Origin of the sequence: Streptomyces sp. 35G-GA-8, assembly GCF_023534745.1 — a bacterium.
GTDB lineage: Bacteria > Actinomycetota > Actinomycetes > Streptomycetales > Streptomycetaceae > Streptomyces.
Genome location: NZ_JAMHJQ010000004.1, coordinates 129,517 through 147,740 on the forward strand (window position 1 = coordinate 129,517; position 18,224 = coordinate 147,740).

General features: G+C 68.8%; 16 protein-coding genes. 5 read left to right on the plus strand and 11 right to left on the minus strand.

Going from position 1 to position 18,224, the window contains the following annotated elements; genetic code table 11:
- The first annotated feature begins 69 nt into the window (after positions 1 to 69).
- From M1203_RS09835 to M1203_RS09845, 3 genes are all read left to right on the plus strand, one after another.
- The gene (locus M1203_RS09835) at positions 70 to 1,446 is read left to right on the plus strand and encodes a hypothetical protein (RefSeq protein ID WP_249949189.1); all 1,377 of its coding nucleotides are present in this window, start codon (positions 70 to 72) and stop codon (positions 1,444 to 1,446) included.
- Between the two features lie 66 nt (positions 1,447 to 1,512).
- Positions 1,513 to 2,073, plus strand: a complete 561-nt coding sequence (locus M1203_RS09840; protein ID WP_249949190.1) for a DUF4383 domain-containing protein — start codon at positions 1,513 to 1,515, stop codon at positions 2,071 to 2,073.
- Between the two features lie 32 nt (positions 2,074 to 2,105).
- Positions 2,106 to 2,324 (plus strand): zinc ribbon domain-containing protein, encoded by a 219-nt coding sequence (locus tag M1203_RS09845; RefSeq protein WP_249949191.1) that lies wholly within the window; start codon positions 2,106 to 2,108, stop codon positions 2,322 to 2,324.
- A gap of 42 nt (positions 2,325 to 2,366) precedes the next feature.
- On the opposite strand, the gene M1203_RS09850 is transcribed toward M1203_RS09845, so the two are convergent.
- The 3 genes from M1203_RS09850 to M1203_RS09860 all read right to left on the minus strand — a co-directional run bounded on the left by M1203_RS09850 (position 2,367) and on the right by M1203_RS09860 (position 6,921).
- Positions 2,367 to 3,218 (minus strand): HAD family hydrolase, encoded by an 852-nt coding sequence (locus M1203_RS09850; RefSeq protein ID WP_249949192.1) that lies wholly within the window; start codon positions 3,216 to 3,218, stop codon positions 2,367 to 2,369.
- Positions 3,215 to 5,692 (minus strand): phosphoribosyltransferase, encoded by a 2,478-nt coding sequence (locus tag M1203_RS09855; protein ID WP_249949609.1) that lies wholly within the window; start codon positions 5,690 to 5,692, stop codon positions 3,215 to 3,217. Before M1203_RS09855 ends, M1203_RS09850 begins: the two co-directional genes overlap by 4 nt.
- Positions 5,693 to 5,757: 65 nt before the next feature.
- Complete coding sequence (locus M1203_RS09860; protein ID WP_249949193.1) at positions 5,758 to 6,921, minus strand: HpcH/HpaI aldolase/citrate lyase family protein; 1,164 nt, start codon at positions 6,919 to 6,921, stop codon at positions 5,758 to 5,760.
- Positions 6,922 to 7,109: 188 nt separating this feature from the next.
- Here M1203_RS09860 and M1203_RS09865 point away from each other — a divergent pair, with 188 nt between their 5' ends.
- Positions 7,110 to 7,943, plus strand: a complete 834-nt coding sequence (locus M1203_RS09865) for a TerD family protein (protein WP_374402755.1) — start codon at positions 7,110 to 7,112, stop codon at positions 7,941 to 7,943.
- A gap of 62 nt (positions 7,944 to 8,005) precedes the next feature.
- Here the strand turns inward: M1203_RS09865 and M1203_RS09870 are convergent, their stop codons facing one another.
- The 6 genes from M1203_RS09870 to M1203_RS09895 all read right to left on the minus strand — a co-directional run bounded on the left by M1203_RS09870 (position 8,006) and on the right by M1203_RS09895 (position 12,679).
- Positions 8,006 to 8,746 carry a Tellurium resistance gene (locus M1203_RS09870; protein ID WP_249949195.1) on the minus strand — a complete coding sequence of 247 codons (741 nt, stop codon included), beginning with the start codon at positions 8,744 to 8,746 and terminating at the stop codon, positions 8,006 to 8,008.
- A gap of 160 nt (positions 8,747 to 8,906) precedes the next feature.
- A complete protein-coding gene (locus M1203_RS09875; protein WP_249949196.1) occupies positions 8,907 to 10,046 on the minus strand; it encodes a DUF475 domain-containing protein in 1,140 nt (379 codons plus the stop codon).
- A gap of 51 nt (positions 10,047 to 10,097) precedes the next feature.
- The gene (locus M1203_RS09880; RefSeq protein WP_129768711.1) at positions 10,098 to 10,673 is read right to left on the minus strand and encodes a TerD family protein; all 576 of its coding nucleotides are present in this window, start codon (positions 10,671 to 10,673) and stop codon (positions 10,098 to 10,100) included.
- Between the two features lie 140 nt (positions 10,674 to 10,813).
- The gene (locus M1203_RS09885; RefSeq protein ID WP_030352590.1) at positions 10,814 to 11,389 is read right to left on the minus strand and encodes a TerD family protein; all 576 of its coding nucleotides are present in this window, start codon (positions 11,387 to 11,389) and stop codon (positions 10,814 to 10,816) included.
- Between the two features lie 220 nt (positions 11,390 to 11,609).
- On the minus strand, positions 11,610 to 12,101 hold the full coding sequence (locus M1203_RS09890; RefSeq protein WP_249949197.1) for a peroxiredoxin: 492 nt from the start codon (positions 12,099 to 12,101) through the stop codon (positions 11,610 to 11,612).
- Between the two features lie 140 nt (positions 12,102 to 12,241).
- A complete protein-coding gene (locus M1203_RS09895; RefSeq protein WP_249949198.1) occupies positions 12,242 to 12,679 on the minus strand; it encodes a DUF3052 domain-containing protein in 438 nt (145 codons plus the stop codon).
- Between the two features lie 527 nt (positions 12,680 to 13,206).
- Between M1203_RS09895 and aceE the strand changes: the two genes are divergently transcribed.
- Positions 13,207 to 15,939, plus strand: coding sequence for a pyruvate dehydrogenase (acetyl-transferring), homodimeric type (gene aceE, locus M1203_RS09900; RefSeq protein WP_249949199.1), 2,733 nt, complete (start codon positions 13,207 to 13,209; stop codon positions 15,937 to 15,939).
- A gap of 95 nt (positions 15,940 to 16,034) precedes the next feature.
- On the opposite strand, the gene M1203_RS09905 is transcribed toward aceE, so the two are convergent.
- Positions 16,035 to 16,409: a peptidase inhibitor family I36 protein gene (locus tag M1203_RS09905; protein ID WP_249949200.1), complete on the minus strand. Its 375-nt coding sequence runs from the start codon at positions 16,407 to 16,409 to the stop codon at positions 16,035 to 16,037.
- A gap of 175 nt (positions 16,410 to 16,584) precedes the next feature.
- On the minus strand, positions 16,585 to 18,192 hold the full coding sequence (locus tag M1203_RS09910) for an MFS transporter (protein WP_249949201.1): 1,608 nt from the start codon (positions 18,190 to 18,192) through the stop codon (positions 16,585 to 16,587).
- Positions 18,193 to 18,224: the final 32 nt, after the last annotated feature.

Here is an 18,224-nt window from a genome sequence, read left to right on the forward strand (position 1 = left end):
ACCCGTGTGTTCGTCTCTACCTGGTGGGACAATGAACCAGGCAGGGTGAACTCGGCACGGGAGAGGGATGTGACGGCGACACACGCGCAGCCGCACGCAAGAGCGAAAGCGAAAGCGAGTGCCGTCCGTGATGTCCTCACGCTGATGCTGTTGCCGGTGCCCCTGGTGGTGGCGGCGCTGCCGCTCACCTTCGCCGGCGGGGGCACGCGGCGGTGGTTCGGCGGCAGGGGCGAGAGCCAGCGCGCGGACGCGCAGGCGGCGAAGGACGCCGCGGCGGCCGCCTTCTACGAGCTGGACACGGCCCAGCGCGATCTGCGGATCTCGATAGAGACGATCACGGCGGTGGACAGCTCGCCGGGAGCCCGCAGGGCCGTGGAGGGGTTCGCGGCGCTGGGGCAGCGGATCGACGAGGTGAGCCACAGCTATATCGAGGCCGTCGACGCGCACGATCTCGACCGCGACGATCTGGAACCGTCCGCCGCGTCCAAGGCGCGCAACGAGCTGACGAAGGCCAAGGACGAGCTGATCCGGGTCAAGGGCGATCTCGACCGGTTCGAGCAGGGGCTCGGTCCGCTGCTCGACAAGGCCGAGACGCAGTTGGCGCGGCTGGCACCCGCCGTGGAGCGGGCGAGGCAGACACTGCTCGCCGCGAGCAACGCCCTCGACGCGGTGCGCGCCTCCGGGCTGCGGGCGGACGATCTCGCCGCCCGGCTCGCCGCGCTGGCGCCCGATCTGACAAAGCTCAACCAGGGCGCGGGACAGCACGGCGTGGCGGAGACACTTCAGCGCGCCGACCGGGTCCTGCGGGATGCCGAGACCGTACGGGCCGAGGCGGCGCGGCTGCCGGAGCGGGCCCAGGAGATCGACCGCCGGCTGGTGTCCCTCCGTACCCGCGCGCAGGCCCTGACGACCCGGGCGGGGACCGTGGAGCCGGTACTCAGCGAGCTGCGCCGCCGCTTCGCCGCGGCGTGCTGGCAGGACCTTCAGCAGGTCCCCGATCACGCGGCGACCAGCGTCCACCAGGCCGAGCAGAAGCTCAAGGAAGCCGGCAAGGCACGCGAGGAGCAGCGGTGGGCCGACGCGACCTCGCTGCTCAGCACCGCGCGGGCGCTGCTGAACGGTACGGACGAGGCGGTCTCCGCCGCCGGTGACCGGCTGCGGCGGCTGAACGCCGTGTCGAAGGACCCGCAGCAGGAGATCGACCGCACCCGGTTCGCGATCCGGGACGCCCAGCGGCTGGCCATGACAGGACGGAATACCCCCGAGCCCCGTCACGCGCGTCCGCTGGACCAGTCCGTGGCCAGGCTGGACCGCGCGGTGGCCGCGCTGGAGGGCCGCCATCCCGATTACTGGCACTTCCTGACCGAGACCGAGGCGGTTCGGCACACCGTGGCCCAGGTGGTCTCGGAGATCCGCGAGGAGCGGGGCGCCGGGCACGGCGGCTGAGTTGTCCACCGGTCGCGGCGGGCGGATGCTGGAGTGAAGCACCGCCACCGCCGAAGGAGGCCGCCCATGGCCACGCGAGTGCTCCATCCGCCGGCCCGGCGGCATGTCATGCTCGACGAACGACTCCCCGTCGATCACCGGCTCAACCAGGTCTATCGCGTCGGGGCCGGGCTGATGGGGCTCATCCTGATCGTCTTCGGCATCCTCGGGCTGATCGACAAGATCGGTTTCTTCGACACCGGCGGCGCCACGGTCGCGGGCCTGAACACCAATGGCACGCTGAGCGTGCTGTCCATCTGTGTCGGGCTGATCCTCATGATCGGCATGGTGATCGGCGGGAATACCGCGTCGACCCTGAATATGGTCCTCGGTGTCCTCTTCATCATCAGCGGATTCGTCAATCTCGCTCTGCTGGAGACCAGTTACAACTTCCTCGCCTTCCATCTCCAGAATGTGCTCTTCAGCTTTGTGGTCGGCCTGCTGCTCATGTTCTTCGGGATGTACGGGAGAGTCAGCGGGGGGTTGCCGCACGACAATCCGTACTGGCGGGCCCGCCATCCGGAACAGGCGGAGCGCGAACAGCGCCTCAGGGCCAGGGGCCGTCCGGGCCAGGTGGGCGTCGGCTAGAGCCGTCGTGGAACACCGCCTAATCTGAGCACATGCCTCGTTACGAGTACCGCTGCCGCCCCTGTGGTGACACCTTCGAGCTCAGTCGGCCGATGTCGGAATCGGCGGCCCCCGCCGCGTGCCCCGAGGGGCACGACGACACCGTGAAACTGCTGTCCACCGTGGCGGTCGGCGGAACCGCGAAGGCCGGCGCCCCTGCCCCGGCGGCCGCCGGCGGCGGAGGCTGCTGCGGTGGCGGCTGCTGCGGCTGATCCGGCAGGCCCCGCCTGGGTTTCGTGGGGACGCGCGGCAGGTCAGGCCGGGTCCGGGGCAGCGGCGAGGGTGAGGCGCCGGAGGATCTCCTCTCCCGCCGCGACACCCGTCTGCGGGAGTACGTCGACATGGGGGGCGCTCCAGCCGCTGTCCGCGAGTTCGCCGTGGCCGGGACGCCAGCCGCGGTCCGCGGCCAGCAGCAGATCGGCGTCGAGCAGCGAGTCCCCGGCGGCAAGGGTGAGTTCGGCGCCGGTCCTGCGGGCCACCTCACGCATCGCGGCGCTCTTGGTGAGCGGTCGCGGTACGGCATAGATCTTGCGGCCCTGGAGGGAGACGGTCCAGCCCCGGCCGTCGGCCCATGTGGCGAGTTCCTTGACCCAGCCCTCGGGCAGCAGGGCGCGGTCGACCACGAGATAGGCGAAGAGGTCTTCGGCGATCCGCTCCTTGAGGAGCCACGCGGGGTCCGAAGCGGCGAGCAGATGGGCGCGGACCTCGGCGAGGGGAGCGCACTCATCGGCCAGCCGGTCGGCCACCTGGGCCCGCCAGACCGGGTCGGAGACCCCGTCCACCAGCAGATGGCCGCCGTTGGCGCAGATCGCGAACCGAGGTGCGGGGCCCGGCAGATGGATGCGGCCGTACTGCTCGCGGGTGCGGGTCGTCGTCGGTACGAAGACGGTGGCGCGGGCGAGATCGTCGAGCAGTCCGGCGGCCGTCTCGGTCAGATACGACAGTGGCCGGCTCTCGTACACCTCGACGCAGAGCAGCCGGGGGGCGTCGGCGTCGGGCATCGGGAGCTGGAGCGCGGCGGCCGAATAGATCAGGGTGCGGTCCAGATCGCTGGCGACCAGGACCGGGGCCTTCGCGGAGGTGTCCGGGGTGTGGGAGAGGTTCACGGCGCGACGACCGCCTTGCCGTCCGCGCCGGTGGCGCCGCGGGTGTATCGCGGGTGGATCAGTCCGACGCAGGTGTACGGAAGGTCGTCGACCTCCTCGACGGGCACGCCCCGTTGCTCGGCCAGCAGTCGGACATGATCGAGATCGGCGCCCGCGTCGCGCTGGGCGAGGATCTTCCAGGGGACGCGGCGCAGCAGGACGCGGGTGGTCTCGCCGACACCGGGCTTGACCAGGTTCACATCGTGGATGCCGTACTCCTCACTGATCCGCTCGACGGCGGCCCAGCCCTCCCAGGTGGGCGCGCGGTCCGCCGAGAGCAGTTTCTCGACCTCGGCGTCCACGGCGTGGGCGACCTCGTCGAAGCGGGCGGCGACGGTGTCCAGGAAGTGCCCGGAGACATCGGCGTCGGCGAGTTCGCGATAGTGCTTCGCGCCGTGGAAATCGTTGGGTCCGACCAGATCGGATCGGAGGACGGTACGGGAAATCAGGCCGGAGACAGTCGAGTTGAGACAGGCGGAGGGTATGAGGAAGTCCTCTCGGGTGCCATAGGTCCGCACACAGCCACCCGGATCGGCGAGGACCGCGATCTCGGGGTTGAATCCACCGAACGCGTCGAGGGCCTGGGCGAGTTCACGAGTGATCGCGCCCTTGCCGGTCCAGCCGTCGACGAAGACGACATCGGCGGGGTCATGGTGGGCGGCGAGCCAGCGCAGGGCGTTGGCGTCGATACCCCGGCCGCGCACGATCGAGACCGCGTAGTGCGGCAGGTCCAGTCCGTGCCGGTGCTGGGCCCAGCGGCGCATCAGTACGCCGACCGGCGTGCCGGCGCGGGCCAGCGAGACAAGGACGGGGCGGGGGCCCCGCTCGGCGAGCACCGTTTCGGTGACGGTACCGACGGCCCGCGCGATCCGGGCCGCCGAGGTCTCCAGGGCGGCTTTGAAGAGCTCCTGGTACTGGGCGCTCGGCTGGTACTCGACGGGAAGGGATTCGGCGTAGTGCGCGCCACCGCTCTGTATCGCCTCCTCGCGCTCCTCTGTCGGGGCCTCCAGCTCCACGTCGGACAGGTCCTGGAGGAGCCAGCCCACATCGTCGGGCGCGTAGGAGGAGAAGGCGGGGCCGCGGAGAGGCTCGGGCAGCATGGAGGGTTCCTGCCGTTCGGGGTCGTGCGAGGGGCGCGGAGGGTGCGCGGAGGAAGGGAGATACGAGGGGATCACGGCGAGGACCACCCGGGGTATGTGTGCGGCGAGCTGGGCCAGCAGACCGCCGGGGGCGTGCAGCTCGGGGGAATCGGCCAGGGAGTCGACGACCACCACGACGGCGTCGAATCCGGCGTCCGCGACGTTGTAGGCATATCGGTCTCCGGTGCCGTCCCCGTCGGGGAAGGCACCGGTGTCGTGGGCCGGGAAGACAAGACGGCTGCGGATCGCGTAGCCGGGGTCGTTCACGGCCAGCACCGGTGACCGCGTGGTGGTGGAGTACCTCACCTCGGCGTCGCAGGAACGTTCCAGCGCTTCGGCGAGCCGCAGGGGGGCGTACATCAGCTCCTCGAAGCCGAGGACGAGGACGCGCCGGGCGTCGCCCAGCCCGACGGCCGCCTCGGCCGCCATGGCGGGCAGCGCGGACTCCAGGGCGGCCCGGTGGGCGGGGGTGAAGCCATGGCGGCCCCCGTCGGGGACTCCGGCGGGCCACTCCAGGGCCATGCGGGTCACGCCGGTCGCGTGGGCCCCCGGCGCCACGGGGGCCGGGGCGCGGTCCATGGGGCGTGGCGCGGGGGCCCCGGCCTCGTGCTCGGCCACCAGCGCCCGGCCCTTCTCCAGGACGCCGTCCGGGAGCCGGACCGTGCCGGAGGCCAGGGTGACCAGGTCGACGCGGGCCCCTATCTCCCGGGCGAACTCCGCCAGCCGGCCCTGGTCGGCCGCCGAGCGCATATCGACCAGGGCGACGATGACGTACCGGTCACGGGGGTAGCGCTGATGGAGGGTGCGGATGGTGTTGAGGATGGTGTTACCGGTGGAGAACTCATCGTCGACGAGGACCAGCGGGCCGCCGGAGGCGAGCAGCTCCGGGTCCTCGGGGAGCAGCAGATGCGAGGTGGCGTGCGAGTGCGACTCCTCGAAGCCGCCCGCCCTCGCGACACCCGGGACCGGGCGCCGGGTGGAGTGGAGATACGGAGCCCGGCGCACCCCGTCGGCGACCGAGTGGCCGAGTCCGGTCGCGGTCTCCGCGTAGCCGAGCACCACGGCCCGGTCCACGTCCGCGCCGAGCAGTTCCCGTACGCGCTCGCCCAGCTGTACACCCGTTCCGTATACGACCCGGGGGTGCTGCGGGATGTGTTTGCCCAGCACATTTGAGACAAGGAGGTGGGCCCGCTTGGGGTTGCGGCGCAGCGCCAGGCCCAGCAGATCCCGCAGGCCCTCGCCGCCGACGAGTTCGACGCCGAGCCGCTCGGCGACCCATGTGCCCGACCACACCATAGTGACGATCTCTTCCTTCGACGACGGTCCGGCCTGCCCGGTCCGAGTGGTCTGTACCCGGGTGCTCACGTGGCGAGACCGGCCGTGAGCAGCTCCACGAAGCCGACATCCTCCCGGGCGACGCCGAAGACCTCGGCCCGCAGCAGGGTGCGCTCGGCCCAGGCGCGGTGAGGCTTCACCTCATTCATCTTGTTCGTGTACGCGGAGCGCAGCACCCCGCCCCCGTCGCGCTCGGGCCGCAGGATGTCCTGGGCGTCACTGAACTCCTCATGGCTGACCACGGACAGTGCGTGGACCGGCGGGACATGGGAGGGGTGGATACAGGTCTTGCCGAGCAGCCCATTGGCCCGGTCCAGCTCGATCTCGCGCAGCAGCCCGTCGAGGTCGTGCTCGATCAGGGCGGTGCGCAGCTCCTCGGCCCGGCCCTCGAGGAACGGGCTGCGCCGCAGCTGGGGCTTGAACATGCGCTCCTGGAGCCGGAAGTACTCCCAGACCGGGCCGGTGATCGTGAAGCCCGAGCCATCGGCACGTCCGAGTACGTTCACCACGTCCGCGATGACCCCGGCCACGATGCGTACGTCGTACGCCGTCATATCGGGCGACCGGCGCAGGCCGTACGCCGCGCAGAAGTCGGTCACGCCCAGTCGCAGCGCGAGTACGCGGTCGCGGTACTTGTCGACGGCGGTCGCGATCCCGGTGAGCGTCCGGGTCCTGGTCTCCAGATGCAGCAGTTCGGGCGATTCGAGCACCGGCATCGCGTACAGCGTCCGGCCACAGTCGCTCTCCGCCTCCGCGAGCGCTTCCAGGAAGGCCGTCCCGCGCTCCTCGGTGAATTTGGGGAGTACGAATCCGGACAGCAGCCGGATCGACTCGCCCAGGCGCCTGACCAGGTCGGGTATCTGCCCCGGCTCGCGGACGCGGATGAACAGCAGCGGCGTCGCGACCCGGCGCTCGGCGAGTTCCGCGAACTGCCGGACCAGATTGGCCTCGGCGTCCCCGACCTCGGCGTCATGGATGGAATCCTCCAGGCAGAGCACCATGGAGACGACTCCGCGCCCCGCCTGCTTCAGCACGTCGTCGGCGAGCCGCGGCCGGGTGGCCGGGCTGTAGAGCGTGGCCCCGAGAGCGGCCGAGAGCAGCCGGGCGGGCGAGTCGGCGGTGAACTCGCAGGGCTCCTGATGGAACAGAGCCCGTCGAGCAGCGGTCGGGATATGCCCGAAATGACGCATGTGAATCCCCCGTACTGCCAAGATGGCCCGTCGGTCAGGTGGCCGGTAATAGTACGTATGGGTGGGTGTCAAGAGTTCCCTCGATACATGAAATCCTGGTTACTCGTCCGCTTCTCGTCCATGGCCCGGACGGAGCGGATCTGGGCCCGCGTTGTCCCCGCGGGCGGCGGGAAGGCAGGATGGCAGCTATGACGCACGCGATGCTCAAGGGCTCGAACGTCCCCCTCGATGCCATGGCCGTACGAGCCGTGCTGCGCTGGTCCCCGGGCACCGGGGTCCCGGATGTGGACGCCTCCGCCCTGCTCCTCGGACACGACGGCCGGGTCCGCTCCGACGAGGACTTCGTCTTCTACAACCAGCCGCGCCATCCCTCGGGGCTGGTGCGGCGGCTGCCCAAGAAGCACGTCGGAGACGAGCTGACGGACACCGTCGAGGCCAATCTCACGGCGCTCGATCCCTCGGTCGACCAGGTGGTGCTCGCGGCCTCCTCCGACGGTGCGAGCTTCCAGCATGTGACAGATCTGCGGATCCTGCTCTACGACGCGGCAGCGGCGGACGGCGAGCCGCTGGCCGCCTTCGATGTCCGGCCGGAGACCGGCGAGGAGACCGCGATCATCTGCGGCGAGCTGTACCGGCGCGGCGGCGGCTGGAAATTCCGCGCGGTGGGCCAGGGATATCCGACCGGTCTGGACGGTCTGGCCACCGCGTTCGGCATTCTGGTGGACGAGACGGAAGAGGCCGTCGACGACGGGACGCCCGATGCCTCGGAAGGCGCCACCGTGGCCGCGGAGAGGCCGCTGCCGCCTCCCCCGCCCCTTCCTCCCACCCAGCCGGCCGCGGGGCCCGCGTACGGATACCCACAGCCGCCTCTGCCGTCGGCCCAGCCGCAGTACGGCTATCCCCAGCCGGTGTCGTCCCCGCGCCCCGCGTACGGCTATCCGCAGCCGGCCGCCGCCGCCGCGCCCGCCCCCGATCCGAACTTCCGGCTGCCCCCCATGGGGCCGCAGTTCATCCGCCCGTAGAAGCCGGTACGGACCCCGGGGCAGGTACGGACACCAGGGCGGGAACGGACCCCGGGGCCGTCTCAGGTCTTCGTCTTGTAGCCACGCCCCCACTGGAGCCCCCAGCCGTACAGCCGGTCCAGCTCCGCCTGGAAGCCGTAGACGAACTTCACCTCTCGGCGCACGACGAGGTCTCCCTTGACGTTCTCCACCGAGAACACGGCGCAGGAGCGGGCCTGCGGCGCGTGCTCGTCGAGTTCGATCTCGATGCGCGGGCCATTGCTGGGGTACAGCGTCACATGCGCGCGCGTACGGTCGAAGGCGGGCGTCTGGTCGTAGATGTAGACGAAGAACAGCAGCCGCTTGATCGACTCGCGGTGGTCGAGATTGACGTAGACGGTCTCACCCGAGGCGGCGCCGAACCGGTCGTCGCCGCTGAGTTTGATGTACGGAGGATCGTTCAGATCCCCCAGGAAGTTGCCCAGCGGCTGGACCACGCCCTTGCTGCCGTCGGCCAGTTCGTACAGGCAGCCCAGGTCGAGGTCCACATTGACCATGCCCTGCGTATGGGCCTGCACCACCTCGGGCTTGAAGAGCTTGAGGGGGTTCGACAGCAGTCGCCCGCTCTGCCTGGAACGTCCCTCGATGTCGGAGGTGCGCATCTGCCAGGAGAGGTTCACCCGCAGATTGCCGGTGGCCGCGCCCTGTTTGGTGAGCGAGACCGTAGGCCTCCGCTTCGTCAGCTCGATGGAGTTGGACGCGGCGTTGCCCGAATCGAATTGCGTTGCCCTTTGTCCCTGCCACAGGTTGTCCCAGAAGGCCATGCCCACCCCACCCCTGTCGTCAACTCGCCAACCGCACATGGAAGAACGGGGCGGCCGGCAGGCTCCCGCCGCTCGGCCGCCCCGTCCAGAGCGTTCCCTGAATACCCTCCGCGTCACCCTCCGGAGGACCGGCTCACCAAAGGCTCACCGGAGCACCGGCTCAGACCTGGACCGCTGCCTTGTCGTCGTCGGGATCCTTGTCGCCGCCCTCGGTCGCGAGCGCCTTGTTGCGGCGTACCGAGGACCAGAAGGAGGCGGCGATGAGAACCACGCCGATCAGACCGGTGATGATCTCGCTGATCGAGTGCTCGATGGTGATCAGCAGGATCGCGGCGAGCGCGCCGATCGCGTAGTGCGCGCCGTGCTCCAGGTAGACGTAGTCGTCCAGCGTGCCCTCGCGGACCAGGTAGACCGTGAGCGAACGCACGTACATCGCGCCGATACCGAGACCCAGCGCCATCCAGAAGATCTGGTTCGTGACGGCGAAGGCGCCGATGACACCGTCGAAGGAGAAGGACGCGTCCAGGACCTCCAGGTAGAGGAAGAGGAAGAACGCGGCCTTGCCGGCGAGCCCGATCGCGGAGACCTGCTTGCCCTCGGCCTTGGCCTTCTCCTCCGCCTCGTGCTCCTGCTCCTCCTGCTCCTCCAGCCGGTTCTCGAAGAAGCCCGAGAGCCCGCCGACGATGAGGTACGTGACCAAGCCGGCGACCCCGGCGAGCAGCACCGTGGCCGACTTGTCCTGGTAGCCGGTGCTGGTGTGGGCGTTGGTGGCGAAGGTGAGCGCGGTGACGAGCAGCACGATCAGCGCGACGCAGACCGACAGCATGTCGACCTTGCCGAGCTTGGCCAGCGGACGCTCCAGCCAGCTCAGCCACTTGATGTCCCGCTCCTCGAAGATGAAGTCGAGGAAGATCATCAGCAGGAACATACCGCCGAAGGCGGCGATGCCCGGGTGGGCGTCGGTGACCAGGGCCTCGTACCGATCGGGGTTGTCCAGAGCGATCTGGACGGCCTCGATGGGCCCGACCTTGGCGCTGATGGCGACGATCACGACGGGGAAGACCAGTCGCATACCGAACACCGCGATGAGGATGCCGACGGTGAGGAAGATCTTCTGCCAGAAGGCATTCATCTTCTTCAGGACCCCGGCGTTGACAACCGCGTTGTCGAACGAGAGCGAGATCTCAAGGATGGACAGGATCAGTACGATCCCGAACGCCTCCCACCCCCACTGCCAGGCCGCGAAGGCCAGGCCGAGCGCCGTGATGGCGAACGACCAGCCGAAGGTTTTCAGGATCACTGGCTACCCCATCTGGTGATTAACGGGCTTTCCCCCGCGCAGCGCACTGCTTTACGAAACGTTGACCCCGAAGTCTAGAGCGATGCCCCGCAGCCCCGACGCGTACCCCTGCCCCACGGCCCGGAACTTCCACTCGGCGCCATAGCGGTAGAGCTCGCCGAAGATCATCGCGGTCTCGGTGGAGGCGTCCTCGCTGAGGTCGTAGCGGGCGAGCTCCTGACCGTCGGCCTGGTTGGCCACCCGGATGAAGGCGTTGCTCACCTGCCCGAACGTCTGACCGCGATTGTCGGCGTCATGGATCGAGACCGGAAAGACGATCTTGTCGCAGTGGGCAGGCACCTTGGAGAGGTCGACCAGCAGGGATTCGTCGTCGCCGTCGCCCTCACCCGTCAGATTGTCACCGGTGTGCTCGACGGATCCGTCCGGACTGGTCAGATTGTTGTAGAAAATGAACCATTCGTCGCCGAGCACCCGGCCCGACTGACAGAGAAGCGCGCTGGCGTCGAGGTCGAAGTCGGCCCCGGTGGTGGAGCGCGCGTCCCAGCCGAGCCCTACCAGTACCTGGGTGAGGTTGGGTGCGGCCTTGGAGAGGGAGACATTGCCTCCCTTGGCGAGTGTGACGCCCATGATGGTGAGTCCTCCCCGAGATGATGTTCCGTAGCCGTATCCGGTTACGGGTGCGAGACGCGTACGGCGCCGCACTGGAGCGTGCGGCGCCGTGCTCGAAGATACCCAGGCTCCGTCCGGTGGGGACAGGGCCCGGCGGTTCAGACGTTGACGCCGAAGTCCTGCGCGATACCGCGCAGACCCGAGGCGTACCCCTGACCGATGGCGCGGAACTTCCACTCCGCGCCGTTGCGGTACAGCTCGCCGAAGACCATGGCAGTCTCCGTCGAGGCGTCCTCGCTCAGGTCGTACCGGGCGAGTTCATTGTTGTCGGCCTGGTTGACCACGCGGATGAACGCGTTGCGCACCTGACCGAAGGACTGCTGGCGGCTCTCCGCCTCGTAGATCGAGACGGGGAATACGATCTTCTCCACATCGGCGGGGACCGCGGCCAGATTGACCTTGATCGCCTCGTCGTCGCCCTCGCCCTCACCGGTGAGGTTGTCACCGGTGTGCTCGACGGAGCCGTCGGGGCTCTTGAGGTTGTTGAAGAAGATGAAGTTCCCGTCGACGGCGACCTTGCCCTCGGCGTTCGTCAGCAGGGCGCTGGCGTCGAGGTCGAAGTCACTGCCGGTGGTGGTGCGGACGTCCCAGCCCAGACCCACGGTGACCGCGGTCAGGTTGGGCGCGGCCTTGGTCAGCGAGACGTTTCCGCCCTTGCTGAGGCTGACTCCCACGAGTCCTCCCTTTGGTTTCTCGGGGCCGGCGGCCCGGCTCGGCGGCGGCTGCCGCCGAGGGTCGCGCGTCCCCTGAGGCGTTGGCATCGGATCAACGACTGGATCCTAGTGACCGGTTCCCCGTTGCTGTGCGATTTCGGGGGACCGGTCCGGATTTCAAGGACCGGCCGGAGCACGGCCGGTCGGAGCCGAACCGGCCGGTCGGAGCCGGCCCGACCGGTCAGAGCGCGGCGAGCGCCTTGACGTACTCGTCGAGGTCCCTGGCGTCCGGCAGGCCATTGACGACCGTCCAGCGCACGACGCCGTCCTTGTCGATGATGAAGGTCCCGCGCACCGCGCACCCCTTCTCCTCGTCGAAGACGCCGTACGCGCGCGAGACCGCGCCGTGCGGCCAGAAGTCCGACAGCAGCGGGTACTCCAGGCCCTCCTGCTCGCCGAAGACGCGCAGGGTGTGGATGGAGTCGTTCGAGACGGCGAGCAGCTGGGTGTCGTCGTTGACGAACGAGGGAAGCTCGTCGCGCAGGGCGCACAGCTCACCGGTGCACACACCGGTGAAGGCGAAGGGGTAGAAGAGCAGCACCACGTTCTTCCCGCCTTGCGCACCGCCCTCCGCACCGTCCTCGGACCGGCGGAAGTCGGACAGTCGCACGGTCCGCCCGTGGTTGTCCTTCAGTTCGAAGTCCGGGGCGGGGGCGCCGACCTCGATCGCCATGGCTGCACGTCCTTTCAAGGGCTGAGGCTGTGACTGTCTCCCGACCACCCTACGCACAGGGCCCCCGCCGATCGGAGTCGGCGGGGGCCCTCAAGGCCGCTTGCTGTCGGCTGCTGCGTCTCGCGCGCTCGGCGCCCGGGTCAGCGCTTGGCCTTCGCCGCCTTGGGGGTGACGAGACGGCCGCCGGTCCAGTCCTTGCCGGCGCTCACGCTCTTGGTCTGGGACAGGCCCGAGGTCTGGGCCGCCTCGCTGATGTCGCTCGGTTCGACGTAGCCGTCACGGCCGGTCTTGGGCGTCAGCAGCCAGACCACTCCGCCGTCTTCGATCAAACCGATGGCGTCCACCAGCGCGTCCGTAAGGTCGCCGTCCTCGTCACGGAACCACAGGACGACGGCGTCGGCCACGTCGTCGTAATCCTCGTCGACAAGGTCCTGGCCGATGACGGCCTCGATGGACTCGCGGAGCTCCTGGTCGACGTCGTCGTCGTAGCCGAGCTCCTGGACCACCTGTCCGGGTTCGAACCCAAGCCGTGCGGCGAGGTTGGTTCGTTCCTCCGCGTGGTCCGCGGTCGCGCTCACGGATTGCCTCCTGATCATGTTTCGGATAAATGCTTCGGCCGCGCGTACGCGGGGCATTGGCCATTGTCCACACGGGCGGGGCGGATCGCGCAAGTACCCGGCCGCCGAGACCGCCGAAACGGTGACGTTCCGGGCTCCTTCGTCGCATCTCCTGTCACTTCGACCTCGCACCCTGTGACACAGGCCGTACGTTTTCTCATCCTCTGCCATGTTATGCCGCTTCGGTAGGTCAATCAGGTCCGAACGACCGAACGAAACACATGGACGGTGTGGGCGTAAGGTTGCGATTTGACCGGTGCGGAAGCCGTACTCGGGCGGGGGATTTTCCGCGGAGTACGGGTTACCCCTCGGTAGAGATGACGTTTCAGCCGCCGCGGTACACGATGGAGGCGGCGTACGTGCCCGTGCCCCGGGGGCTCCGGTGAGACACCCCGGATCCCGGGCCCGCGTAGCAGCAGTAACCCGACGGCGTGCACCGCAACGATCGCGTGCAGGGCACGATACGACCCAAACAGCGAAGGAAAAGCGTGGCTTCCGGATCCGATCGCAACCCGATCATCATTGGCGGCCTTCCCAGCCAGGTCCCGGACTTCGATCCCGAAGAGACACAGGAGTGGCTCGACTCGCTCGACGCCGCTGTCGACGAGCGAGGCCGTGAGCGCGCCCGTTATCTGATGCTCCGACTGATCGAGCGCGCACGCGAGAAGCGTGTGGCTGTGCCGGAGATGCGCAGCTCGGACTACGTCAACACCATCGCCACCAAGGACGAGCCGTTCTTTCCCGGCAACGAGGAGATCGAGCGCAAGATCCTCAACGCGACCCGCTGGAACGCGGCGGTGATGGTGTCGCGCGCGCAGCGCCCGGGGATCGGTGTCGGCGGCCATATCGCCACCTTCGCCTCCTCCGCCTCCCTCTACGACGTGGGTTTCAACCACTTCTTCCGGGGCAAGGACGGTGGCGACGGCGGCGACCAGATCTTCTTCCAGGGCCATGCCTCCCCCGGTATCTACGCCCGCGCCTTCCTGCTCGACCGGCTCAACGAGACGCAGCTCGACGCGTTCCGCCAGGAGAAGTCCAAGGCCCCTTACGGGCTGTCCAGCTATCCGCACCCGCGGCTGATGCCGGACTTCTGGGAGTTCCCGACCGTCTCGATGGGCCTCGGCCCGCTCGGCGCGATCTACCAGGCCCGGATGAACCGCTATATGGAGGCGCGCGGCATCGCCGACACCTCCGCCTCGCATGTCTGGGCGTATCTCGGCGACGGGGAGATGGACGAGCCCGAGTCGCTGGGCCAGCTGTCCATCGCCGCCCGTGAGGGCCTGGACAATCTGACCTTCGTCGTGAACTGCAATCTGCAGCGTCTCGACGGCCCGGTGCGCGGCAACGGCAAGATCATCCAGGAGCTGGAGTCGCAGTTCCGCGGGGCCGGCTGGAATGTCATCAAGCTGGTCTGGGACCGCTCCTGGGACCCGCTGCTCGCCCAGGACAGAGACGGCGTACTTGTCAACCGGCTGAACACCACGCCGGACGGGCAGTTCCAGACGTACGCCACCGAGACCGGCGCGTATATCCGTGAACACTTCTTCGGCGACGACCAGCGGCTGCGTGCCATGGTCGAGAACATGACCGACGACCAGATCCTTCATCTGGGGCGCGGCGGTCACGACCACAGGAAGGTCTACGCGGCGTACGCGGCGGCCAAGGCCCACAAGGGCCAGCCGACCGTGATCCTGGCGCAGACCGTCAAGGGCTGGACGCTGGGACCGAACTTCGAGGGCCGCAACGCGACCCACCAGATGAAGAAGCTGACGGTCTCCGACCTGAAGGGCTTCCGCGACCGGCTGCATCTGCCGATCACCGACAGGGAGCTGGAGGACGGCGCGCCGCCGTACTACCACCCCGGCCGGGACTCGGAAGAGATCCAGTACATGCACGACCGCCGTAAGTCACTGGGCGGGTACGTACCGACCCGGGTCGTACGGGCGAAGCCGCTGAATCTGCCCGGGGACAAGACCTACGCGTCGGTGAAGAAGGGCTCGGGCACGCAGTCGATCGCCACCACCATGGCGTTCGTCCGGCTGCTCAAGGACCTGATGCGGGACAAGGAGATCGGCAGGCGCTTCGTGCTGATCGCCCCTGACGAGTACCGCACGTTCGGTATGGACTCGTTCTTCCCGAGCGCCAAGATCTACAACCCGCTGGGCCAGCAGTACGAGTCCGTGGACCGTGAGCTGCTGCTCGCGTACAAGGAGTCACCGACCGGCCAGATGCTGCACGACGGCATCTCCGAGGCGGGCTGCACGGCCTCCCTCATCGCGGCGGGCTCGGCGTACGCCACCCATGGCGAGCCGCTGATCCCGGTCTATGTCTTCTACTCGATGTTCGGTTTCCAGCGCACCGGCGACCAGTTCTGGCAGATGGCCGACCAGCTCGCGCGCGGGTTCGTACTGGGCGCGACCGCCGGACGTACGACTCTGACCGGTGAGGGGCTTCAGCACGCGGACGGCCACTCGCATCTGCTGGCCTCGACCAACCCGGGCTGTGTCGCGTACGACCCGGCCTACGGCTTCGAGATCGCGCATATCGTCCAGGACGGTCTGCGCCGGATGTACGGTCCCGACAGCGAGGACATCTTCTACTACCTCACCGTCTACAACGAGCCGATCCAGCACCCCGCCGAGCCCGCCGATGTGGACGTGGAGGGCATCCTCAAGGGGATCCACCGCTACCGGCGCGGCGAGCACGGCTCGATCCCGGCGCAGATCATGGCTTCCGGCGTGGCCGTGCCCTGGGCGCTTGAGGCGCAGCGGATCCTCGCCGAGGAGTGGAACGTACGGGCCGATGTCTGGTCGGCGACGTCCTGGAACGAGCTGCGCCGTGAGGCCGTCGAGGTGGAGCGGCACAATCTGCTGCACCCCGAGGAGGACCAGCGCGTTCCCTATGTGACCCGGAAGCTGTCCGGCGCCGAGGGACCGTTCGTGGCGGTCTCCGACTGGATGCGATCGGTACCGGACCAGATCGCGCGCTGGGTGCCCGGCACCTATCAGTCGCTGGGCGCGGACGGCTTCGGCTTCGCCGACACGCGCGGCGCGGCCCGCCGCTTCTTCCACATCGACGCGCAGTCGATCGTGCTCAGCGTGCTCACCGAGCTGGCCAAGGAGGGCAAGGTCGACCGTTCGGTGCTGAAGCAGGCGGTGGACCGCTACCAGCTGCTGGACGCTTCGGCGGCCGATCCGGGCGCGGCCGGCGGCGACGCCTGACGACTCACCACGCGTGAGACGGGAGGAGGGCGGCGGGACCCACGGGTTTCGCCGCCCTCCCGCTTCTCCGGCTTCTCCGGCTTCTCACGGTCCGGTCAGCGTTCCCAGATCTTGAACGCCCTTACCCGGTACGGCGACTGCGGCACCCAACTGCCCTTGCCCGGATACGTCTCGAACTCCCCCGTCTCCGCGCACTCGGCGGACTGATAGGTGGTCACGTTCCGCCCCGTGCGGTTGGCCAGTGACTGCGCGCTGATGCCCGCCGGGAGCGGGACACAGCTGTCGATATCGGTGGCCGACAGCTCGTGCGTCTGCCGCGCGCCCCGGAAGTCCTCCTTCTGCCAGAGGCACAACTCGCCGGTGGCGCACTCCCCGAGGCGGGGCGGCGCCGCTTGCGCGACGGTCGCCGGCAGCAGGGCGGCGACGGCCAGCGCCCCGACGGACATGGCGGTGAGTGTGGTGTTGCGCATATGAATCGGTCCCCGTGTGTGGTGCGAAATCGGTCAACCGCACTCTGACCCGCGTCACTTGGCCACGGGAAGAGGACACGGCGGGCTCCACCCGGATAGGCGACAGCCCCGCCGGATCCTTCCGGCGGGGCTCTCGCGGGCGCTGAGTTGACGTCGGGTCAGCCGGGGGCTGACGTCAGATGTGCACCCCTCCGCCCGCGGCGTCCGCGTTGCTGCCGCGCTTCGTCAGCAGGGCGACGAAGACCGCCACGACCGCGACACCGGCCGCGACGAGACAGGCCAGGCCCATGCCCGACATGAAGGTGTCATGCGCGATGCCCGTGATCTTCTCGGCGATCGCGGCGGGGGTGTCCGGCGCCACCGGAGCCACCCCGACCTGGACCGCCTCGGCGGCCTGGTCGGCCTGCTCGGGGCTGAGCGGCGGCAGACCGGCCCCGGTCCAGTTGCCCGGCAGGTCGTTGGAGACCTTGGAGGCCATGACGGCGCCGAGTACGGCCGTACCGAGGCTGCCGCCGATCTGCATGGCGGACTGCTGGATTCCGCCGGCCACACCGGACAGTTCCATCGGGGCGTTGCCCACGATGACCTCGGTCGCGCCGACCATGACCGGAGCCAGGCCGAGACCGAGCAGCGCGAACCAGATCGACATGGTGAAGCTGCCCGTACCGGTCTCCAGGGTGGACATGCCGAACATGGCGGCAGCGGTCAGCGCCATGCCGCCGGCCAGCGGGATCCGCGGCCCCACCTTGGTGATCAGGACGCCCGCGAGGGGCGAGCCGACGATCATCATGCCGGTGAGCGGCAGCAGATGGAGACCGCTGTCGACCGGGCTCATGCCGTGCACGTTCTGGAGATAGAAGGTGACGAAGAAGAGGCCGCCCAGGAAGGCGATGGCCATCAGCGCCATCAGCACCACACCGGCGGAGAGCGGTACGGAGCGGAAGAGCGCCAGCGGTACGAGCGGTTCCTTGACCTTCGTCTCCCAGACGGCGAAGAGCACGAAGGAGAGCACGGCCGCGCCGATGAAGAGCCAGGTCTTGCCGTCGCCCCAGCCCCAGACCGGCGCCTTGATGATCGCCCAGACCAGACAGAACATGGCGCCCGAGAGCAGCACGATGCCGAGGATGTCGAAGGACCTCGGGGCGTTCGCCGCCCGGTGGTCCCGCAGGATCAGCCCGCCGACGATCAGCGCGACCACGCCGACCGGCACATTGATGAAGAAGACCGACTGCCAGCTGACGTGCTCGACCAGCACGCCGCCCAGGATCGGGCCGCCCGCGGTGGAGGCCCCGATGACCATGCCCCAGATACCGATGGCCATATTGAGCTTCTCGGCGGGGAAGGTGGCGCGCAGCAGACCGAGCGCGGCCGGCATCAGCAGGGCGCCGAAGAGCCCTTGGAGCACCCGGAAGAAGATCACGAGGGAGATGCTGTCGGACAGCCCGATGGCCCCCGAGGCGGCGGCGAAGCCGACGACACCTATGAGGAAGGTCTGCCGGTGGCCGAAGCGGTCACCGAGCTTGCCCGCGGTGATCAGCGCCACGGCGAGCGCGAGGAAGTAGCCGTTGGTGATCCACTGCACATCGGCGAAAGTGGCGCCGAGGTCCTTTTGAATGGCAGGGTTCGCGATCGCGACAATGGTGCCGTCGAGGGCCACCATCATGACGCCGATCGCCACGGAGAACAGCGTGAGCCAGGGGTGGCCGCGCAGCCCCTTGGAAGGTGCCGGCTCCGGGGATTCCGGCGACAGCGGCGCCTTGTCGACAGTGGTCTGACTAGTCATACCGCGAACGTTAGTGTCAGCCACTGACAGTT